Origin of the sequence: Cyclobacterium roseum (assembly GCF_010119225.1) — a bacterium.
GTDB lineage: Bacteria > Bacteroidota > Bacteroidia > Cytophagales > Cyclobacteriaceae > Cyclobacterium > Cyclobacterium roseum.
Map to the genome: position 1 here is coordinate 1 of NZ_WNKF01000015.1, position 21492 is coordinate 21492.

Sequence of the window (21492 nt, forward strand, 5' to 3'; positions counted from 1 at the left end):
GCGCAAGACCGCGACTACCCCGGGCTGCGCCTCCCTTGTCGGCTTACCCGGGGCTAGTGATATTTCACCCCGTCGGGGCTTGGATTAATTGATTTTCAGTTAATCAGTTAAACAATTAAACCATCGCACCATCATCAAATCACCACATCCTCACAACATCCCTTTGTGCCCTTGGTGACTAAAAAATTCCTGTACGTTCCATCCGTCCCCCAGTCACTGAGTCTCCCCCTCTCTAAGTCTCTTCGTCTCTCAGTCTTCCCCAAATGCCTCTTTAAAATAAATAATAATTAATTACCTTTGCCAGAACCCTTTTTTACAGCCATGTACTACCTGATTGCCTTCCTTTTTTTTCTGGGCGCATTGCTCCTCTATTTTCGCCTGGCCGAACGCTACCGGATCATTGACAAACCCAATGAACGCTCCTCCCATACCCAAAGTACCATCCGTGGTGGGGGCATGGTGTTCGTCCTGGCAGTGATCCTGGCCTGGCTGACGGGGGCAGCCTCCTGGCCACTGGCGCTGGCCATACTGCTGGTCGGTGGGATCAGCATGTGGGACGATATCCGTCCCCTGCATCAATTGCCGCGCATCAGCGCTCACTTCCTGGCCACTGCACTGCTGCTGCTGGACCTGGGGCAGGGCACCCACCTGGGAGTCTGGATACCCCTGCTGTTTTTCATGCTGATCGGCTGGACCAACCTGTTTAATTTTATGGATGGCATCAATGGGATTACCGTGCTCTACGCGCTGGTAGCCCTGGGGAGTTTTGCCCTGGTTCCGGAAATGGCAGGGGAAAGGCAACTGCTCCTGCTGCTGGCACTGGCTTGCCTTGCCTTTGCCTGGTTCAATGTGCGGAAAAAAGCCCGCTGTTTTGCCGGGGACGTCGGCTCTGTCAGCATGGCCATGGTGCTGGGCTACCTGATGATCAAGCTAATTATCCTTACAGGTAATCCGGCGTACCTGTTTTTCTTTACCATATATGGCCTGGATGCCGTGATCACCCTCTTGCTGCGTCTTTACCGAAGGGAAAATATCTTCCAACCCCACCGCAGCCACCTCTACCAGTACCTGGCCAATGAGGCAGGTATTCCCCATGTGCAGGTCTCCCTGGCCTATGCCGGACTGCAGTTGATGATCAACGGGATATGGGTCTATGGTATAGGCCTGGAAACCTTTCATTGGTTCGCTGCCATGATCTTTGTTTTGGTGATGATATCGGGCTATTTGGGATTCCGGCATTGGCTAATTAAAAAAAAACGTAAAAAATATTGAAAAAAAAATTCCTGAGATCCAACCGCCTTATACGGATCAAATAGTTTTAATTATCAGGAAAATGCCACAAGCCCATAAGAAAAAGTACTTGATTTTTTTGGTGAAAAAATTATCCGATTTTTAAGAATTATGGGGGGTTAAATTTGCTTTACCTGGAAGGAATATCATTTAATTTTTCTGCAAATATTTATATCTTTAGCAAGTAGTATCGAATTACAGGGAAGTAATGGAAAAATGTAAAGAAAGAATTTACCTGTCTTTTCCGGAATTTCAGGGTGCAGAAATAAAGCATGTCATGGCGGCCATGGAAGAAGGGCAAATCGCTACTCATGGCAGGTTTATTACCGCATTCGAGCTGGGATTGTCCAGGAAGTTTGAGGCTTCCCATGTAGTGGCCATCAATTCCGGTACTTCCGCTATTCATCTGGCCTTGCACCTGCTGGGGGTAGGACCTGGAGACGAGGTGCTCTGCCAGAGTTTTACATTTATTGCCTCTACCAATCCCATTCTTTACCTGGGAGCCCAACCCCTACTGGTGGACAGTGAAAGGGAAACATGGAACATGTGTCCGGATACCCTGGAACGAACGATTCAGGAGCGGCTTCGAATGGGAAAAAAGCCCAAGGCCATCGTGGTAGTCAACCTTTTCGGCATGCCGGCCAACTGGCCCCGAATCAGGGACATCAGCCAACGGTACCAAATACCCGTGATTGAAGATGCAGCAGAGGCGGTAGGATCCCGTATTGGGGGACAGTATGCCGGAACATTTGGAGATTTGGGCATTTTTTCTTTCAACGGCAACAAGATCATCACCACCGGAAGTGGAGGAGCCTTACTTACCGACAACCGATTTCTGGCCAAAAAAGCCAGCTACCTTTCAACTCAGGCAAAGCTGGATTTTCCCCATTACGAGCATTCCGAATTGGGATTCAATTATAAAATGAACAATATTTCTGCTGGGATCGGTCTGGCGCAGCTCGACAGCCTGGAGGAGCGGATCCAAAAAAGAAGGGCCATCTTCCGGAGGTACCAGCAATTCCTGCAGGAACTCCCAGGTATCCACTTTTTGAAGGAACCAGCAGGTTTTTTCTCCAACCGCTGGCTCACCACCATGGTAATAGACCCCCTTCTGGCAGGGTTTTCTTCCAGGGAGTTGATGATTAGCCTGCAGGATCAGGAAATCGAATCCAGGTTATTGTGGAAACCCATGCACCTGCAGCCCCTATATAAAAACACGCCCTTCTTTGGAACAGGTGTCTCTTCGGCCCTTTTCTCTCAGGGCATCTGCCTTCCGAGTAGCACAGGCCTGACGGAGGAAGAAATGGACCGGGTATTGGATGTGGTTTTTTTGTTGCACAAGGACATCATGAAGGTGTCAGATAAACTGTCGTGAAAGTGGGAAAACGAATCTTTGATTTTTTAGTAGCCCTGGTACTGTTGACGGTGCTTTCTCCGCTGATGGCAGCCTTGGTGGTTCTGCTCTGGTTGAAAGAGGAGGGGCCGGTGTTTTTTACGCAAACCCGTACCGGCAGGTCTGGCAGGCCCTTTGCCTTGCTGAAATTCCGCACCATGTCCGAAGCCCGGGACCTGTCGGGAAAACTATTGAGCGATGAAGAACGGATGACCGAGGTTGGCAGCTGGTTAAGGCAAAGTTCGCTGGATGAATTGCCGCAATTGTATTGTGTGCTCCGGGGAGAAATGAGTTTGGTGGGGCCCCGGCCCCTGCTGCCGGAATACCTCCCCCTCTATTCTGAAGAACAAAACCGCCGCCATGAAGTCCTACCGGGCATCACCGGTATCGCCCAGATCAAAGGCCGCAACATGCTGAGTTGGGAAGAAAAGTTCCGCTATGATACCTGGTATGTACGGAATCGCTGTTTTCTGTTGGATATAAAAATCCTGTACCTGACCATCAGGCCGCTGATCCGAAAGGAATATATTTATCCGGAAGGAAGCCTTTCGGTAGCACCATTCCGCGGAAAGCGGCAAAGTGCCTGAACCAAAAATTTTCTGATTACATGTATATCTTTGGAGCATCCGGCCATGGGAAAGTAATCATTGACCTGCTAGGCCCGGAGGACCGGGTGCATGGTGTCTTTGATGACAATACCCACTTAACCCGACTGATGGAGTTTCCGGTGCTTGGGCCTGTTCCCGATCATTTTATTTTTGATCATCCCTTATTGATAGCCATAGGAGACAATAGCGCACGCCAAAAGGTTTACCTGCGGTACCGGGAAAGGGCGGATTTTGGCCGCCTGATCCATAATTCCGCTATTTTCAGCAAGCGGGCTGCGATGGGAGCAGGCACGGTAGTGATGGAAAGGTGCCTGGTGAAAGTGGACAGCTGGTTGGGCAGGCAGGTCATCGTCAATACGGCGGCTTCCATCGACCACGATTGCAGGATTTCGGATTTTGCACACATCGCTCCCGGAGCCATCCTCTGCGGAGGGGTCCGTGTGGGGGAGGGAACCCTGATTGGTGCTGGCAGTACGGTTTTGCCGGGCATCCAAATCGGGTCCTGGGCCAAAATAGGTGCCGGATCAGTAGTCACCCGCAACGTACCCGATGGCAGCACCTGGATTGGAAATGGCTTGCGTACCGCTCCTCGGGACCCCGCTCCTCGGGATTTGTAATCCCGAGGACAGATAAAGGGGGGCCCGCTCCTCGGGATTTGCAATTCCGATGACAGATAAAGGGGATTTGCAATCCCCGAAACGTCTCCAATTTCCCAAAACGATTCCGCAACCAGGATTACAAATCCTGCTCATCTGTGATTCGACATTGCAAATGTCGAACAGCAAGTATCCTGAGGACAGATAAAGGGGATTTGCAATCCCCGAAACGTCTCCAATTTCCCAAAACGATTCCGCAACCAGGATTGCCAATCCTGCTCATCTGTGATTCGACATTGCAAATTTCGAACAGCGCGGTGCCGGGTGGCGAGCCATAAGATTGCCATTCTTTCCTATTTTTTTTGTAAAAAAGTTTATCTTTCGGCTCAAATGCTACGAACCCTCTTTTTTACAATCCTCTTTCTTTGTGTAAACCACATGACCTTGCAGGCCCAGGTTTTTGCCGGTGAGCCCATGCTGGAAGAAGCCGGCAGGAGAATGCAGCTCCTGGGCAAGGGAGACCACCGGGCCAGTTACCTGATCCGTCCCTTTGATTTACCACTTGCGGAGCTGATGGAAGGTGATAGCCTGGCTCCCGGAAAGGAAATCAGGGAAAATTGGAAATGGTTACCGGTAAGGGCATCCCTGGGCCATTCCGCCAGCAGGCCCTATGGCTACTATCCTTACCTGAAGGTACCCGCCAGAGGACCCCAGCTCTGGTTAAATCCCGGGCTGCTATTCCGTAAAAATTGGCTGGAATTCCGCTTTCAACCGGAATTGGTTTTGGCTGGAAACACCACCTATGAGGGATTTCCGGATAGCTACGGACTGGCCACCAACCGCAGGTATTTCCGTTATCCCAATACACTCAACTATCCGGAGCGTTTTGGTAAGGGAATGCTGTTTCGCCTGGGCTGGGGGCAATCCAAACTGGCCGCGCACTGGCGCAAATGGGAATTAAGCCTCAGTACCAGCAATATCTGGTGGGGTCCGGGACAGTTTCAGTCGCTTATTTTCAGTCATCATGCTCCGGGGTTTCCTCACCTGAGCCTGGGTACCAGGGCACCGCTGCCCACCTTTTTGGGAACCTTTGAAGGACAGGTATTGGTGGGTAGGCTGGCCAGCACCGCTTATGCTCCCTTGCAGGTGGAGGCACTCAATCAGCAATTTTACCGGCCGCACCGGGAAGATCCGCGCTACCTGAATGCACTGATCCTTGCCTACTCTCCCAAGTGGATCAATGGTTTGTCATTGGGTTTTTCGCGGACTTTTCAGATCCATAACCAGGATCGGCCGGCAGGCTTCAGGGCGCTGATGCCGGTAATCATGCCCCTGATCAAGGAAAATTACGGATTTACCAATGCCAATGGGGAATGGGACCAGCAGGTAGCCGTGTTTGGTAGGTGGGTGTTGCCACAGGCACAATCAGAGCTTTATTTTGAATATGGACGGCGGGACCATGCATTGAATTGGCGGGAGTTTATCCTCAATCCCGAACATGCCCGGGCTTATTTGCTGGGATTTTCCAAACTATGGACCCTGGAAAAAGGACATTTTCAAATCCGTGGCGAGATGACTCAGCAGCAGGAATCCATCAACCGCCTGGTCCGCTATTCCGGGAACGCCGGCCTTACCTGGCACGGCCATTCCAGGCTTCGCGGATTTACCCATAGGGGAGAGCCGCTGGGAGTGGGCCTGGGTTCCGGTACCAATATGCAAACCTTGGAATTGGCCTATGTACAGGGCTGGAAAAAAACGGGAATACGAATGGAGCGGGTGGCCCGAAATGAGGATTTTTATTATGCGGCAGCAGGTGCAAATGCAGATTTGGAGCCCTGGACCGATTTGGCCCTGGCCTTGTTATGGGAAAGAAAATTGGCGAACATCAACTTTTCGGCTACCGGGCAATTTATTCATTCCCACCATTACCAATGGCAGGCTGCAGCGGGCTTACGTTCTAATTTCAATTTGGAGGTACAAATGGTTTACCATTGGTGAAAATCGATTCAAAAGCCAGGTATGCGCCTTTTACTGAATGTTATATTCATTTTGAGAAAGTATTTTTCAAAGAATAAGTTTGGCTTTTTTGTAAGGTGAAAAACCATTATCTTTGGTATATATTTATTGGCAGCTCCTAACCATAAGTTTTTATTCATGTTTTTTTCGAAAAAAATCAGCATTCTACCCAGGTGGCTTATCGCTTGTCTTGATAGTATTATTCTTTTCGTATCCATTTTCTTTGCCTATTTCCTCGCTACCAATTTCGATTGGTTACGGATGGCTGACCTGCAGGTTTTTCAGGGAACCCTCACGTTTGTTTTAATTGGCCTTTTTGTAATGTTTCAGACAAAAAGTTATACCGGAATCGTGCGTCATACCGGTATCATGGATGGGATGTTAATCCTGCGTACAGTTGGCTTTACGGTATTGGCGGTGTCGGTTCTTAATTTGTTAAAGGTGATGCTATATGGTGGGGGCAGGGTGGTACCCTTTGCTGTGCTGATCATCGGCGGAGTACTCGCTTTGTTCTTCCTGATTACCTACCGCCTGCTGGTAAAGGATTTTTTCAGAAAAAACAAGCTCAAAGGGATGGATTTGCCAAAGAAAAAAATACTGATCTATGGAGCAGGTGAGGCGGGAAGCATTACCTACCGGGCCGTGGTCAAAGACAGCCAGTACCAGTTTCTGGTCTACGGTTTTTTGGATGATGACCCCCGGAAGAAAGGCAAGTATTTTGAGGGATTGCCCGTGTTCGGTAACGTTGACGAATTGGCGGACCTGGCGGAAAGATATGAGCTGGAAGAATTGATCATCGCCATCATTGACCTCCCGCCCAGACGAAAGCGGGAAATCATTGATGCCTGCATCCGGTTGGATATCCATGCGATGACGATACCTCCGGTAAACCAGTGGATAGGGGGGAACCTTAGTCCCGGGGCACTTAGAGATGTAAAAATAGAGGATTTGCTCGGTAGGGAATCCATATGTCTGAAAAACAGCAGGGTTTCCGCGCTGATATCAGGCAAGCGGGTGCTGGTCACAGGGGCCGCCGGATCCATAGGAAGTGAATTGTCCAAACAGATAGCCAGGTGCGCTCCGGAGGTTTTGGTCTTGCTGGATATGGCCGAATCTCCCCTGCATGATCAGGAGGTATTTATCCAGAATGAATTCAAAGAGCTGCCGCTTCATGCCATTTTGGAGGATGTGACCAACCTGGAAGGGCTCAAAAAGGTGTTTGAGGTTTACAAGCCCGATTTTGTTTTCCATGCCGCGGCGTTAAAACATGTGCCCATGATGGAAAAGTATCCGGTCAAAGCCGTTCAGTGTAATCTCCTGGGCACAAAAAATGTGGCGGATTGTGCGGTGGCCTATGGCGTAAAAAAAATGGTCATGGTCAGCACAGACAAGGCCGTAAATCCCACCAATGTGATGGGGGCCAGCAAAAGGTTGGCTGAGATGTATGTACAATCCCTGGACAAATCTCAAAAGGAGGAACACAAATCAGGTACAGCCTTTATCACTACCCGCTTTGGAAATGTATTGGGATCAAACGGTTCTGTCATTCCCTTGTTCAAACGGCAGATTAAAAATGGAGGACCTTTGACGGTCACTGACCCCGACGTTACGCGATATTTCATGACCATACCCGAGGCCTGTGACTTGGTATTGGAGGCAGGAGCCATGGGTAAGGGAGGTGAGATTTTTGTTTTTGACATGGGTGAACCGATCAGGATCATTGATCTGGCAAGAAAAATGATTTACCTCAGTGGTAAAAAGCCCGGTGTGGACATCGACATAGAAATTACGGGATTGCGGCCCGGAGAAAAGTTGTACGAGGAAGTATTGGATTCCGGAGAACAGTCCGTTGAAACCCACCATCCCAAGATAAAAATAGCCCTGGTCCGCCCCGGCAACTTTCAGGAAATCAAAAGAAAAATGCGATTGTTTGAAACCTTATTTGATCCCGAAGATGAAATGCAGCTGGTGTTGCACATGAAAAAAATGGTCCCCGAATACATCAGCAAAATGTCCCGCTTTGAAGTTCTGGATGGGCAGAAAGTGGAGAAATAATTTCTCCCGCACCGCGTGATTTGCAATAACGTGGTGCAGATAAAAGGGATTTGCAATCCCGATAACGTCCTCATCATCCCCGGACTCAGGGCTCCTCGGGATTTGCAATCCCCATACCGTTCCCCTCATCCCCGAAACGATTCCGCAACCAGGATCGCTAACCCTGTTCCGCTTTCATCCCACAGGGCAACTATCGAACAGCCCGGACTCAGGGCTCCTCGGGATTTGCAATTCCGAGGACAGATAAGGGGGATTTGTAATCCCCATACCGTCCCCATCACCCCCGAAACGATTCCGTAACCAGGATTGCCAATCCTGTTCATCTGTGGTTCGACCTTGCAAATATCGAACAGCTAGTGCTCCTCGGGATTTGCAATTTCGAGGACAGATAAAAGAGATTTGTAATCCCGATAACGTCCTCACCACCCCCAAAACGATCCCACAATCAGGATTGCCAATACTGTTCAGCTGTGGTTTGACATTACAAATGTCGGATAGTCCGGCTCCTCACCAAGCCCTGGCAGCTTTAGGCGCATAGCTCTCGTTTGCTACGTCAAGTGCTACGGCCAGTGTCAGTCAGGCCCATCAGGCATAGAGTAGCAAGTATGGATTAGGCTTGTTTCGAAAAATATCCGAAACAGAAAGGTCGGGAAGGGCATGGCTATTTTGGGTTTAATCGTTATTAATTAGCGTTTGGGTGCCATCAGGTAAGCATGGCACCATTGACCTGAAGGGTCTGTCCGGAAATGTACTTGCTCCTATCCGAGCCCAGGAAGACACAGGCATCCGCGACTTCTTCCGGCTTGCCGCCTCGTTTCATGGGAATGGCATCCCGCCAGCCCTGAACGGTCTTTTCGTCCAGTACGGCTGTCATTTCCGTTTCAATAAAACCGGGGGCAATTGCATTGCAGCGGATATTTCGCGATCCCAGCTCCAAGGCCACGGATTTGGTGAATCCGATGATTCCCGCCTTGGAGGCCGCGTAGTTGGCTTGCCCGGCATTTCCTTTAATACCCACCACGGAGGTGATGTTGATAATGGAGCCGGATTTGGCCTTCATCATGGTGCGGGTAGCGGCTTTTACGGTATTGAAACAGGACTTCAGGTTGATGTTAATGACCTCATCCCAGTTTTCTTCGCTCATGCGCATCAGCAGGTTATCCCGTGTGATTCCGGCGTTATTGACCAGAATATCCAGTCCACCAAATTCGGAAACGACATCGGCAATAAGTTGCTCTGCTGCCTGAAAATCAGAAGCATCGGAGCGAAACCCCTTGGCCTTGATCCCGTAGGTCGCCAGTTCCTTTTCCAGTGCTTCACCTTTTTCCACACTGGACAAAAAAGTAAAGGCCACGTCTGCCCCTTCTTCGGCGAAGCGAATGGCAATGGCCCTTCCAATGCCTTTGGAAGCCCCGGTTACCAGGGCCTTTTTTCCTGTAAGTAATCCCATATTCAAAATTTTTATGTTTATTTCTTTTTCAAAAATAGGTATTTATTCCAAAACATCGGAAAGGAGCTCCCAAATAATGCTTTTGCCTTCTTTGGCATTTTTGTTCTGTTCTATGTTATCATTGCGTTTCTGTCGGCTTTGATTATCAAAACCAAATTTTTTTCTGAACATTATTATTATAAATTTGCATAGCAAAAAAGAAAACAAAATCGAATCATATGTCTTCAACAAAATTTGATGTCATCGTACTGGGCACCGGCCCAGGAGGTTATGTAGCAGCGATCCGGGCCTCACAACTGGGGCTGAAAGTGGCCGTGGTGGAAGCAGAGGAACTCGGAGGAATTTGCCTCAATTGGGGTTGTATCCCTACCAAAGCCCTGATCAAGAGTGCCCAGGTATTTGAATACATCAACCATGCAGCCGATTATGGAATCTCTGTAGACAAGGCCAGTGTCAATTTTGAAGACATGATCAAAAGAAGCCGCGACGTTGCCCACGGTATGAGCAAAGGCGTGCAGTTTTTGATGAAGAAAAATAAAATCGAGCAGCTTTTGGGCTGGGGAAAAGTGAAACCCGGAAAAAAAGTTGAAGTAGAAGACAAGGACGGAAAGAAAACCGAATACAGCGCAGACCACATCATCGTTGCTACCGGTGGCAGGTCCAAGGAATTGCCGGCATTGAAGATTGACAACAAGAAGATTGTGGGGTATCGCAAAGCGATGACCCTGGATAAAATGCCTAAAAAGATGGTTGTGGTAGGCTCCGGAGCCATTGGAGTGGAATTTGCCTACGTGTACCGTTCCATCGGGGTGGAGGTGACCATCGTGGAATTTTTGGACCGCATCGTTCCGAACGAAGACGAGGAAGTGTCCAAAGCACTGGAAAAAATATATAAGAAAAAGGGCATTGAAATCATGACCAGTGCCGAAGTGACCCAGGTGGATACCAAAGGTTCTGGTTGCAAGGTGACCGTCAAAACCAAAAAAGGAGAAGAAAAAATTGATTGCGACCTGGTATTATCCGCCGTAGGCGTGGTATCCAACGTAGAAAATTGTGGTCTGGAAGACGTAGGGATTTTGGTGGATAAGGGCAAGATCAAGGTGGATGAGTATTACAACACCAATATGCCTGGCTATTATGCGATTGGAGACGTGGTAGCCGGTCCTGCTTTGGCCCACGTGGCCTCCGCAGAAGGGATCATCTGCGTGGAGAAAATTGCCGGTCAAAATCCCCAACCCCTGGATTATAACAATATCCCAGGTTGTACCTACTGCATTCCGGAAATTTCATCCGTAGGCTATACGGAAGCAAAGGCAAAAGAAGCCGGGTACGAATTGAAAATTGGTAAATTCCCCTTTTCAGCTTCCGGCAAAGCATCTGCCGCCGGTGCCAAAGATGGGTTCGTGAAATTGATTTTTGATGCCAAATATGGAGAGTTGCTGGGAGCTCACATGATCGGTTCCAACGTCACCGAAATGATAGCCGAAATCGTCGCCATCCGCAAACTGGAGACCACCGGACACGAATTGATCAAAACCGTGCACCCTCACCCTACGATGTCAGAGGCAGTGATGGAGGCCGCAGCGGCCGCCTATGGAGAGGTGATCCACCTGTAAAAACAGGTTCAATGCCGGCATTCAAAAATGATTAACTACCACCTACGGATAACGTTTTTTTGGAAGAACAGGATTTAATAAAGGGGTTACAGGTCAGTGACCGACAGGTGCAGGAATATTTATACGAGAAATATTCCAGGGCGCTGTATGGCATCATCCGTCGGATTATTTTCGATCAGGAGCTGGCCGAGGAGGTGTTTCACGATGCCTTTCTCAAAATCACCAAAAAGATCGGTTCTTACGATGAATCCAAAGGACGCTTGTATACCTGGATGGCCAATATTTGCCGGAATGCAGCCATAGATAAAACCCGGTCCAAAGAATTTTCAAAAAGTAGCAAGACCAATACCATCGATGATTACGTATATGGAATGGAAAGCGAATCCGGAACGGCAGCAGCCGTAGATGGAATCGGGGTCAGAGAACTTATGGAAGATTTGAATGAAGAGCAGCGGCTGGTTATGGAGTGCATTTACTTTAAGGGGTATACGCATACGGAAGTGGCAGAAGCGCATGCCATTCCCCTGGGAACGGTAAAATCCCGGGTTCGCTCGGCCCTACAGGTATTAAAAAAGAAAGCTGATAAAATCTAGTGGATATCCAAGCCTACATATCGTCCGGTAAATTGGAACTCTTCGTTTTGGGAGACCTCAACGAAACAGAGCAGCAAGAGGTGTTGTCCATGGCCAAAAAGTACCCCGAAATCCAACAGGAGATTGAGGAAATTGAAGCGGCCATGTTTGCCTTCGACCAGGCATCAGGTCCGGAGCCATCCCCTTCGGTGAAGAATAAGATTTTTGCCAGCCTGGATGCGGAACGGGAATCCGCAGGCCCTTCCGATAAGTACCTGGAGAAGGAAGTGAAGTTGTATCCCGCAGCGAACCCATGGAAACCGTTTGCCGTTGCCGCTTCCCTGACTGCCGTAATAGCAATTGGTGCTGCGGCATACTTTGGGTACCGCTACTATGATGCGGAAGAGCGCGTTTTGCTGGTATTGGAGCAGAACGCTTCCCTGGCCGAAAACCTCCAACGTACCGAATTTAGATTGGATCAGTTGGATGCGGATACCAAACAGTTACTTTCCGGTAATTTTGACCGGGTCCCCATGAAAGGGGAAGGACTTCCCATGCAGGAAGATGCCCGGGTAGACGTCTTCTGGGACAGGGAAAGCAGCGAAGTGTTCCTGTCTGTAAATCAACTGGCCGAGCTGGACGAGAACAGCGATTACCAACTTTGGGCCATTGGAGAGGATGGTCCGGTGGGAATTGGATTGGTTGATCCGGAGGCAAAGTTAAACCTGCAATCCATGCAGGCTGCCGGAGACGCACAGGCCTTTGCCATTACCATCGAGCCCAAAGGAGGCAGTGAGAGTCCTACCCTCGAAAAACTAGTGGTGCTGGGAGAAATTTCCTGATCGGATACGTAAAAATAATTGCAGAGACCCCGTCGAATCTTGATGGGGTTTTTATTTTGTTTTAACTTGTAAGCGGAACCTTTTGAACCCCACCCATGGAATTACAATTATCTACCCCGGGCCTGCTTTTTTCAGCCATTACCCTGTTGATGCTTGCCTATACCAACCGCTTTCTGGCCATGGCAAACCTGATTCGGGGGCTTCATAAAAAATACCTGGAAAACAGCGGACAGGAAAAGGTGCTGATTGGGCAAATCAAAAACCTGAGAAAGCGACTGAACATGATTAAAAACATGCAGATTTTCGGCGTCTTAAGCTTTTTACTTTGTGTGATTTGCATGTTCTTGCTGTACCAGGAATTCATCACTGCCGCCAATTGGGTATTTATGGGCAGCATGCTCTGCCTGCTGGTTTCACTGGCCATTTCCCTGCTTGAACTACAAATATCCACCAACGCGTTGAACCTGGAACTGCTGGACATGGAAGATGTTCTCAGTAGGAAGACCGGCTCGGGACTGGATCAATTCTTTACCAAAAAAGACTAAAACGAATGGATCAGGAAGATTTTGTCATAGACCTGCGAAGCGACACGCTTACCCAACCCACCCGGGAAATGAAAGAAGCCATGATGATGGCCAGTCTGGGAGACGATGTGTTTGGAGAAGACCCAACAGTCCGCCAACTGGAGGGCAAGCTGGCGGGGATTTTTGGTATGGAAGCGGGCCTGTTTTGTCCCTCCGGTACCATGACCAATCAAATTGCCATCCGGCTCCACACGCGGCCGCAAACGGAGCTGATCTGCCACAAAAATTCCCATATTTACCTGTACGAAGGTGGCGGAATCATGTCCAATAGCCATGCCTCTGTAAAATTACTGGAGGGGGAAGCAGGTAAGATAGATGCAGAAGCCATCCGGGAAGCCATCAATCCCGATGACGATCACGCGCCGGAGACGACGCTGGTATCCCTGGAAAACACCATGAACAAAGGGGGAGGCAGCGTTTATTTTCTCGAAGAAATCCGGCCCATCCGGCAATTGTGCAAGGAAACCGGCCTGAAGCTACACCTGGACGGTGCCCGTCTGTTTAATGCCTTGATCCATTCCGGAGAGCGGGCCCACGATTGGGGTAAAATGTGCGATACCATCTCCCTATGCCTCAGCAAAGGACTGGGATGCCCGGTGGGTTCCGTCTTATTAGGTACTCAGGCAGACATAAAAAAGGCCAGAAAAATACGGAAAGCCCTGGGAGGGGGCATGCGACAGGCAGGGATGCTGGCGGCAGCGGGTATCTACGCTCTGGATCATCACGTAGCCCGGCTGGAGGATGACCACGAACGTGCCCGGTCAGTGGGGGAGATCTTGGGTAAAATTCCCAATGTGACGGAGATGCTACCCGTGCGTACCAATATCGTAATTGCCCGCTTGGAGAAAATAAGCCCGGAGTCTTTCCTGGACCAACTGGCTGAAAAAAATATCCGGGCAGTGAAATTTGGAAAAGACCAAATCCGAATGGTCACCCATCTGGACATAGAAGACAGGCATCTGCATGCACTGGAAAAGCGGCTTTCAACCTGGAAAACCAGGTTATGATCTTTATATAGGCCACTTCTTTACCGATAGGCAAAATTCAGGTTGCCAAAAAACGGTATTTCCCGGATCGGGCATGCCTTTTGATCAATTCTATTAATAAAGAAAACATGGACCAAACCCCATTGGCGGAGCGAATGCGGCCAACAAGGCTGGAAGAACTGATTGGACAGGAACACCTATCCAAACCCGGAACCTTTCTATTCAATGCCATTCGTTCCGGAGCTGTACCTTCCCTGATTTTGTGGGGTCCTCCCGGAGTAGGAAAGACGACCATCGCCAACATCATTGCCAACGAAGTAAAGGTCCCTTTCTATACATTAAGTGCCATCAGTTCCGGTGTCAAAGACATCCGGGAAGTCATCCAAAAAGCTCGGTTTCAGCAAGGAGTGGTCCTTTTTATTGATGAAATCCATCGGTTCAATAAATCCCAGCAGGATGCCTTGCTGGGGGCGGTGGAAAAGGGGATTATCCGATTAATAGGTGCTACCACCGAAAATCCTTCCTTTGAAGTGAATGCTGCCTTACTGTCCAGATGCCAGATTTTCACCTTAAACCCACTGGGCAGGGAAGAACTGGAAGCCATGATGCGGCAGGCCCTGGAAAAAGACCCGGTGTTGAAAAAAGTTACCGTCGAGTTAAAGGAAACCGATGCCTTGTTGCGGATTTCCGGAGGGGATGGCAGAAAGCTGCTCAACCTGCTCGAAATTGTCATCGACAGCTTCCAGGGTGAAAAGGTTGTCATTGAAAACGAAGGGGTCATGCAAGTTGCCCAGCAGAAGGTAGCCTTGTACGATAAATCCGGCGAGCAGCATTACGACATCATTTCGGCTTTTATCAAGTCCATTCGGGGCTCGGACCCCAATGCGGCCGTTTATTGGCTGGCCCGGATGATTGAAGGTGGGGAGGACGTAAAATTCATTGCACGCCGACTATTAATCCTGGCCTCCGAAGACATCGGAAATGCCAATCCCAATGCCCTCCTACTGGCCACTAATTGCTTTCAGGCCGTCAATGTCATCGGTTACCCGGAATCCCGCATCATCCTGTCTCAATGCGTGACCTACCTGGCTTCCTCTCCAAAAAGCAATGCCAGCTACATGGCCATCAATCAGGCACAGACCTTAGTAAGGCAGGAAGGGGACTTGCCCGTGCCCCTGCACCTGCGAAACGCACCGACCAAACTGATGAAAGATCTGGACTACGGTAAATCGTACCGGTATGCCCATGATTTTGAAAATAATTTTGTGTTTCAGGAATTTCTGCCGGATAAAATTGCCCATACCAAACTCTACGATCCCGGAAACAATCCCCGGGAAAATGAATTGAGGAAACAGCTTCAAAAGTTGTGGGGAAAGAAATACGGATATTAGTTTTTCCGGCTGACCTACTCAGGTCACTCCCAATCGACAACATCTAACCATTAAATCCGGAAATGGATAAAGCGGTTCGTGGATCTTAAAATGCCCTAACATTAAGTGGGTCTACTTTATAAATGATTTAGGGCATATACGTTTTTATAAGCTTACTAACCTACGTTGGATCTAAGGTTGGAGGTATTTTTTTTGTTTGCTGTCCGTGGGCTGCACCCAGGGTTATGGTTTTTCAGGCCCTTCAGGCCTGGGTTACCGTGTAGAAATTTTTTCCCTTTAGCCCAATCACATCATAGTGAGGTCCCATATACCTCCCCAGGAAATAAGCTCCTATTCGACTCCGAAGCCTGAAGGGCTTTAATGTCAATAACCCCGGGCGAAACCCGGGGTTTGCGTGCTAATCTATCCTTCCATCAACCCCGGAGTGGGTTGAATTTTTTCCAAAAAAGCCCGGTACCTAATACGAAAACGTTCAAGCGAACCAAATTGCCCTTTATTAAAATCGAACTCAGGGTACTAGTATCCCTTACATGTCCTTCCATCCCTTATAGGGTTCCATTTTTTCAGGCTACTTTAGGTTCCTATAAGCCTATTCGTATTGCTTACATGTGTATTTGGTTCCATTTTTCTAATCCGATTACGTAACCCCATGATAAACTGGTATCAGTGATCCAGGTTAATATTCCTTGCGAAAGGTATACCGTAAGCCTACCAGTGCCCGAAAGCTAAAATGAAAGGCATAGAGCGGTGTTGCCTCCAGTACCAGGGCAAATTGCCGGTGCTCGGCAATGGGTTTGATGCTTAATCCAACCGGTACTCCAAATCTACCTTCATCCATTTCTGAATAGCCGACCATAAGCCCTGCATGCACGTTGTACCAATCGGTTTGTTTCAGATTGTAATGCCCCAGCGCTTCCAGGCCCAGGTAGGGGTTTATTTCGCCTCCGGCCAGGATACGGGCCTCCCCGAAAAAGGGGTTTTCAGGATCCGTTCCCACACCAATATGGCTTAAAATCCCTCCCTGATACAAGCCCACCTGAACCTGGGAATATGCCGTTGAAAAAAGACCAAATACTAAAAATAACAGGAATACCTTTCTCATATAAAGTTGGTTTTCAATTTGGCTGCAAATATAATGAAAAATGTCGTTTAAAGAATCTTTTCGTTTTGGTGAACCGATGTATTTGGTGGGAGGAAGCGTGAGTACCGCTAGAAATCCGTTCTTACCAGGTCCTTGACCAAGCCTGGCATGAATCGAAGCCCTCAAAGGGTCAGGAATGTTCACTTTAAACAGTGCTTCTCGAACCAGGTAAAACTCTCCGGAGCCACTGGCCCATTTTACTCCCGATAAAAGCCGGAATTTCGCTATCTTCAGCCGGAAGGAGGATGATTTTAACGTAGAACAGGTTTTTTCCGTTGTGACCATCAATTTTTTGAGCTATCTTCACCTTCTGATGCTCCCCCAAAGGCTAAAATCGGTTCCTAACACGTTTTCGGGTTGGTGGGGGTGGGCTTACAAAATTTCTATTCTACACAGGATTAATAGATTTACTAACAAAATAACCAATTGATTTACCAGGTAATGACAATGAACAAGACAATTTACACCTTACTTTTCTTTCTTTTTACGGGCAGTATGTTTGCTCAGAGCCAAAAAGATTTTCCGGTAACCGAGGAATGGCTGGAGAAAATAGAATCATTGGCCCCTTCCGATACAAGAATACAAGCATCGGTAAAAAAAGTGCTGGTTTTTTCCCAACATACCGGATTTTATCATTGGACGATTCCCCATAATGATGAACTGCTGAAAATAATGGCCAAGAAAACAGGTGCTTTCGAGATTACCATCGCCCGGGATATTGATAGTTTCGACAAGAAGAATTTAAAGCAGTACGATGCCGTCATACTGAATAATTCCAACCCTTCCGGTCCGGACCGGGATCTTTTTGCAGATCTCCTGAAAAAAAATTCCAGTTATGACGAGGCGACCATCGCCGAGTTGTCCGCACAGTACGAAAATAATTTAATGGACTATGTGGCCAAAGGTGGGGGATTAATGATCCTGCACGGAGCGATTACCGTGCAAAACAATTCCGAAAAATTCAGTGCCATGGTAGGAGGGAGCTTTGACTACCACCCCAAGCAACAGGAAATGCACGTGAAAGAGGTCGACTCGAATCATCCCCTGGTACAAGCCTTTGAAGGCAATGGCTTTACCCATATTGACGAACCCTACTTTTTTAAGAATGCCTATTTTGATTACAATTTCAGGCCGCTCTTGTACATCGAAGCCGATCAATTGGAAGGTAAAAGAGCGGAAGTCAGCAACAATACCATTTACGTGGCTTGGATCAAAAAGCATGGCAAGGGCAGGGTATTTTACACTTCCCCTTCTCATAACGCCCAAAGCATGGACAATCCTGAGTTGCTTCAGTTTTTCCTCGATGGCATGCAATACGTAGTGGGCGACCTGCCTGCTGACGATAGTCCGATGGAGGTTAATTAAGCTAACGTATTCAAGTGGAGAGCGAAGGTATCGGTTTTGTAGCACTATTTAACGCGCTAGACGGGTCTTTCCAGGAATTCGCTTGATTTCTTACCCTTGATGTATCAAAGAACCGCTTCCTTGTTTAGGGGCGGTTTTTTTGTTTTTGCGGTTCGCCAGGGTAAACATTTGGACAGGTTACATAGTCTACTCAGTCCACAAAGGTTTCTTTGAGTACCCCCTTCTGGGATCAATAGTATGACCCAATTTCCAGAAGAGCTATTCTTGCGAGGCATGCCATTCAGGTTCAACCCCTTTCGGGGTTGGAGGTATTTGGTAGTCCATGAGCCGTGGGCTGCACCTACGGTTAGTGTCGTTCAGGCCCTTCATGCCTGCCTTTACTGAGAAAATCATCAACAGTCCAAAACAGCTTTGAATGAAATGAATTTTCCTGTAGTCCAATCCGATGAAGTGAAGTACCACATCACTCCCCAAGAAACTAGTCCCTAGTCAACTCCCAAGCCTGCAGGGCTTCAACAACAATAACCCCGGGCGAAACCCGGGGTTTATTCCCAATACTCATTTCTTCGTCTTCTTTTTCGCTGCAGCGGCTTTTTTGGGTTTGGCTTTTCCCTTTTTGGCATCTGCCTGGCTTTCGATAATTTCCATGGTTTCGGTATAAGACAGGGATTCCGCCTCTTTATCTTTGGGGATCTTGTAGTTGTTTTTGCCCATTTTGATATAGGGACCCCAGCGACCGTTCAGGATCTGTAGTTCGGGGTTTTCGTCAAAGGACTTGATATGCTTTTTGGCATCGGCTTCCCGCTTGGCCTTGATCAGTTCGATCGCTTCTTCCTCGCTGACCGAGAGGGGATCGTATTCTTTTCCCAGGGAAACAAACTTCCCGTCGTGCCGAATATAGGGTCCAAAACGGCCAATGGCTGCTACAATTTTCTTGTCTTCAAAATGCCCCACATCCCGGGGCAATTTGAAGAGCTCCAGCGCATCTTCCAGGGTCATGCTTTCGATAAACTGCCCTTTCAGCATGCTGGCAAATTGTTTTTCCTCGTCTTCCTGATCGCCGATCTGCACCAGGGGGCCGAATTTGCCCAGGCGGGCAATGATCTTTTTACCCGTTTTGGGGTCGATGCCAAGTTCCTTAGAGGAATTGACATCGGTGCGTTTGATGTTTTCCGTTTGCTCTACCTTTGAGTGGAAAGCTCCGTAAAAATTCTGAATCATTTCCTCCCAGGGTTGCTCTCCATGGGCAATGTGGTCAAATTCCTTTTCTACCTTGGCGGTAAATGAAAAATCGATGACGTTGGGAAAATGTTCGACCAGAAAATCGTTGACCACCATGGCAATATTGGTAGGGAAGAGCTTGTTTTTTTCCGTGCCAGTGGTTTCGGTTTTCTCCGCAGAGACGAATTCTCCGTCTTTGATAACCATTTCGCTGTACTTTCGGGGCGTTCCTTCCCGGGATTCCTTCAGCACGTAATTTCGTTTTTGAATGGTGGAAATGGTCGGCGCATAGGTGGAAGGACGTCCAATACCCATCTCTTCCAATTTTTTTACCAGGGAGGCTTCCGTGTACCGCGCGGGTGGACGGGTAAAGGACTGCCTGCCCTTCATTTCGATCAGCTGCAATTCCTGTCCAACGGTCAAGGGCGGTAACAAGCCTTTGGCAGTCGATTCTTCCTCGTCTTCTTCGTCGGTGCTTTCCAGGTACACCTTGAGGAATCCTTGAAATTTGATAACTTCTCCGCTGGCACTCAGGGTCTGATCCGCATTGGAGATGGCAATGGAAACATTCGTTTTTTCCAGTTGGGCATCGGCCATCTGGGAGGCAATGGCCCGCTTCCAGATCAGTTCGTACAGGCGTTGCTCGTTGCGGTCCTTACCGGCTTCGGTGACTGAAAAATCGGTGGGCCGGATCGCTTCGTGCGCCTCCTGCGCTCCCTCGGATTTGGAGGTGAATTTACGTTTATGATGGTATTCGTTTCCAAACGCTCCCTTGATCTCGCCCTCGGCGCTTTTCAGCGCGTCTTCGGAAAGGTTCACGCTATCGGTACGCATGTAGGTGATCTTGCCGGATTCGTAGAGCTTCTGGGCAATGTTCATGGTTTGGGCCACCGAGAAATATAGCTTTCTACTGGCCTCTTGCTGCAAGGTGGAGGTGGTAAAGGGGGCAGCCGGTGTTTTTTTCGCCGGCTTGGTTTCCAGGGATTTGATGGAGAAATCCGCCTCCAGGCAATTTTTCAGAAAGGCTTCGGCCGCTTCTTTCGTATCGAATTTCTTGGGCAATTCCGCCTGCAGTTGCTTGCCTTCTACATCAAACTGTGCAGTAATCTTATAGGAGGAGCTGGCCTCAAATTTTTCGATTTCCCGCTCCCGGTCCACGATAAAGCGCACTGCTACAGACTGCACCCGGCCAGCGGAAAGGCCCGCTTTTATTTTTTTCCATAATACCGGCGAAAGCTCAAAGCCCACCAAGCGGTCCAGAATACGTCGGGCTTGTTGGGCATTGACCAGATCCAGGTCGATTTTGCGGGGAGATTCCAGGGCCTTGATGATAGCGGATTTGGTGATTTCCCGGAATACAATGCGTTTGGTATTTTCGTCTTTTAGGTTGAGAACTTCCTTTAAATGCCAGGAAATGGCCTCTCCTTCGCGGTCATCGTCACTTGCCAGGAAGATGGTCTCTGCCTCCTTTACTAATTTTTTTAATTCCCGGATAACTTCCTTTTTATCGGGACTGACTTCGTAGGTAGGCTTGAATTTATTTTTGATGTCAATCGCATTTTCCCCTTTCGGCAGATCCCGAACATGCCCGTAACTGGAAGTGACTTTAAAGTCCTTTCCAAGGTAACCTTCTATGGTCTTGGCTTTTGCAGGGGACTCGACAATGACTAAATTCTTTGGCATGGTTGATTTCGTTAAAGATAAAAATACATGGGATCAGGTAAATCTCCGCTAATTAAGGCCTAAAAATAGATGTCATATAATTAGCTTCCAAATATTCCTCCCATCCAATTTTTATTGCCGGCGTAAAATCTACATATTTAATTTTCAAAGAACAGACCAACGAACGCTTATGGTTAAGGAATTACTATTGGCCCGACACGGGCAGGCGGAAGCCCCCTCTTTCGCGGTGGACGATAAAGACCGGAAACTGACTCCTACAGGGATGCAACAATTGCAGCGGCTTGGGAAATTGTTGTCCATCAACCGTCAACCTTGCAATTACCTGGTCCACAGCCCCGCTACGCGCTGCCGACATACGGCCGAGATCCTTGGGCGGCAATTGAAGGTCAAAACCCTGGTATCCGTTTCCAGTATCTACCGGGCCGGGCGGGAAGAATTGCTCCGTGTAATTACCGATTTTCCTCCGAATACCAACCATGTCCTTTTGGTAGGGCACAATCCTGCCATTAGCCAGATGGCGGCCTACCTTACCGGGGAGTCCCACCTGGTATTCTCGCCCGGAATGATGGCCCGCATACATTTTCGGGAGCTGGATTGGGCCGCGGTATCCAAGGAGGCAGGTACCCTGGAGGAAATCCTCCAATAGCGTTCTCCCATCATTTTACACTTATTTTTCATTTCAA

At 48.5% G+C, this 21492-nt stretch carries 18 protein-coding genes; 14 read left to right on the forward strand and 4 right to left on the reverse strand.

Annotation, left to right across the window (positions count from 1 at the left end; translation table 11 throughout):
• Positions 1-297: 297 nt before the first annotated feature.
• From GJQ68_RS17760 to GJQ68_RS17785, 6 genes are all read left to right on the forward strand, one after another.
• Positions 298-1272 (forward strand): MraY family glycosyltransferase, encoded by a 975-nt coding sequence (locus GJQ68_RS17760; protein ID WP_235941725.1) that lies wholly within the window; start codon positions 298-300, stop codon positions 1270-1272.
• 226 nt (positions 1273-1498) lie between these two features.
• The gene (locus GJQ68_RS17765; RefSeq protein WP_162418643.1) at positions 1499-2665 is read left to right on the forward strand and encodes a DegT/DnrJ/EryC1/StrS family aminotransferase; all 1167 of its coding nucleotides are present in this window, start codon (positions 1499-1501) and stop codon (positions 2663-2665) included.
• A 2-nt stretch (positions 2666-2667) separates the two neighbouring features.
• Positions 2668-3270 (forward strand): sugar transferase, encoded by a 603-nt coding sequence (locus tag GJQ68_RS17770; protein WP_317174455.1) that lies wholly within the window; start codon positions 2668-2670, stop codon positions 3268-3270.
• A 20-nt stretch (positions 3271-3290) separates the two neighbouring features.
• A complete protein-coding gene (locus GJQ68_RS17775) occupies positions 3291-3908 on the forward strand; it encodes an acetyltransferase (protein ID WP_162418645.1) in 618 nt (205 codons plus the stop codon).
• Positions 3909-4325: 417 nt separating this feature from the next.
• Complete coding sequence (locus GJQ68_RS17780) at positions 4326-5885, forward strand: capsule assembly Wzi family protein (protein ID WP_162418646.1); 1560 nt, start codon at positions 4326-4328, stop codon at positions 5883-5885.
• Between the two features lie 156 nt (positions 5886-6041).
• Positions 6042-7958 (forward strand): polysaccharide biosynthesis protein, encoded by a 1917-nt coding sequence (locus tag GJQ68_RS17785; RefSeq protein WP_162418647.1) that lies wholly within the window; start codon positions 6042-6044, stop codon positions 7956-7958.
• Between the two features lie 703 nt (positions 7959-8661).
• Here GJQ68_RS17785 and fabG read toward each other — a convergent pair.
• A complete protein-coding gene (fabG, locus tag GJQ68_RS17790) occupies positions 8662-9408 on the reverse strand; it encodes a 3-oxoacyl-[acyl-carrier-protein] reductase (protein ID WP_162418648.1) in 747 nt (248 codons plus the stop codon).
• 42 nt (positions 9409-9450) lie between these two features.
• Positions 9451-9579 (reverse strand): hypothetical protein, encoded by a 129-nt coding sequence (locus GJQ68_RS23560; RefSeq protein ID WP_262888122.1) that lies wholly within the window; start codon positions 9577-9579, stop codon positions 9451-9453.
• Positions 9580-9626: 47 nt separating this feature from the next.
• Between GJQ68_RS23560 and lpdA the strand changes: the two genes are divergently transcribed.
• From lpdA to GJQ68_RS17820, 6 genes are all read left to right on the forward strand, one after another.
• On the forward strand, positions 9627-11024 hold the full coding sequence (gene lpdA / locus GJQ68_RS17795) for a dihydrolipoyl dehydrogenase (protein ID WP_162418649.1): 1398 nt from the start codon (positions 9627-9629) through the stop codon (positions 11022-11024).
• Positions 11025-11083: 59 nt separating this feature from the next.
• On the forward strand, positions 11084-11617 hold the full coding sequence (locus GJQ68_RS17800) for an RNA polymerase sigma factor (RefSeq protein WP_162418650.1): 534 nt from the start codon (positions 11084-11086) through the stop codon (positions 11615-11617).
• Positions 11617-12438, forward strand: coding sequence for an anti-sigma factor (locus tag GJQ68_RS17805; RefSeq protein ID WP_162418651.1), 822 nt, complete (start codon positions 11617-11619; stop codon positions 12436-12438). The genes GJQ68_RS17800 and GJQ68_RS17805 overlap by 1 nt, the downstream gene beginning before the upstream one ends.
• A 95-nt stretch (positions 12439-12533) precedes the next feature.
• Positions 12534-12983: a DUF2721 domain-containing protein gene (locus GJQ68_RS17810; RefSeq protein ID WP_162418652.1), complete on the forward strand. Its 450-nt coding sequence runs from the start codon at positions 12534-12536 to the stop codon at positions 12981-12983.
• Between the two features lie 5 nt (positions 12984-12988).
• Positions 12989-14029, forward strand: coding sequence for a threonine aldolase family protein (locus GJQ68_RS17815; RefSeq protein WP_162418653.1), 1041 nt, complete (start codon positions 12989-12991; stop codon positions 14027-14029).
• A 107-nt stretch (positions 14030-14136) separates the two neighbouring features.
• A complete protein-coding gene (locus GJQ68_RS17820; RefSeq protein WP_162418654.1) occupies positions 14137-15399 on the forward strand; it encodes a replication-associated recombination protein A in 1263 nt (420 codons plus the stop codon).
• Positions 15400-16075: 676 nt separating this feature from the next.
• On the opposite strand, the gene GJQ68_RS23420 is transcribed toward GJQ68_RS17820, so the two are convergent.
• Positions 16076-16825 carry a hypothetical protein gene (locus GJQ68_RS23420; RefSeq protein WP_235941726.1) on the reverse strand — a complete coding sequence of 250 codons (750 nt, stop codon included), beginning with the start codon at positions 16823-16825 and terminating at the stop codon, positions 16076-16078.
• 162 nt (positions 16826-16987) lie between these two features.
• On the opposite strand from GJQ68_RS23420, the gene GJQ68_RS17830 reads away from it, so the two are divergent.
• Entirely contained in the window at positions 16988-17905 is a 918-nt protein-coding gene (locus tag GJQ68_RS17830; RefSeq protein WP_162418655.1) for a ThuA domain-containing protein, read from the forward strand.
• Between the two features lie 558 nt (positions 17906-18463).
• Here the strand turns inward: GJQ68_RS17830 and topA are convergent.
• Positions 18464-20809 (reverse strand): type I DNA topoisomerase, encoded by a 2346-nt coding sequence (gene topA, locus GJQ68_RS17835; protein WP_162418656.1) that lies wholly within the window; start codon positions 20807-20809, stop codon positions 18464-18466.
• Positions 20810-20978: 169 nt separating this feature from the next.
• Here topA and GJQ68_RS17840 point away from each other — a divergent pair, with 169 nt between their 5' ends.
• Entirely contained in the window at positions 20979-21455 is a 477-nt protein-coding gene (locus GJQ68_RS17840; RefSeq protein ID WP_162418657.1) for a SixA phosphatase family protein, read from the forward strand.
• Positions 21456-21492 lie beyond the last annotated feature (37 nt).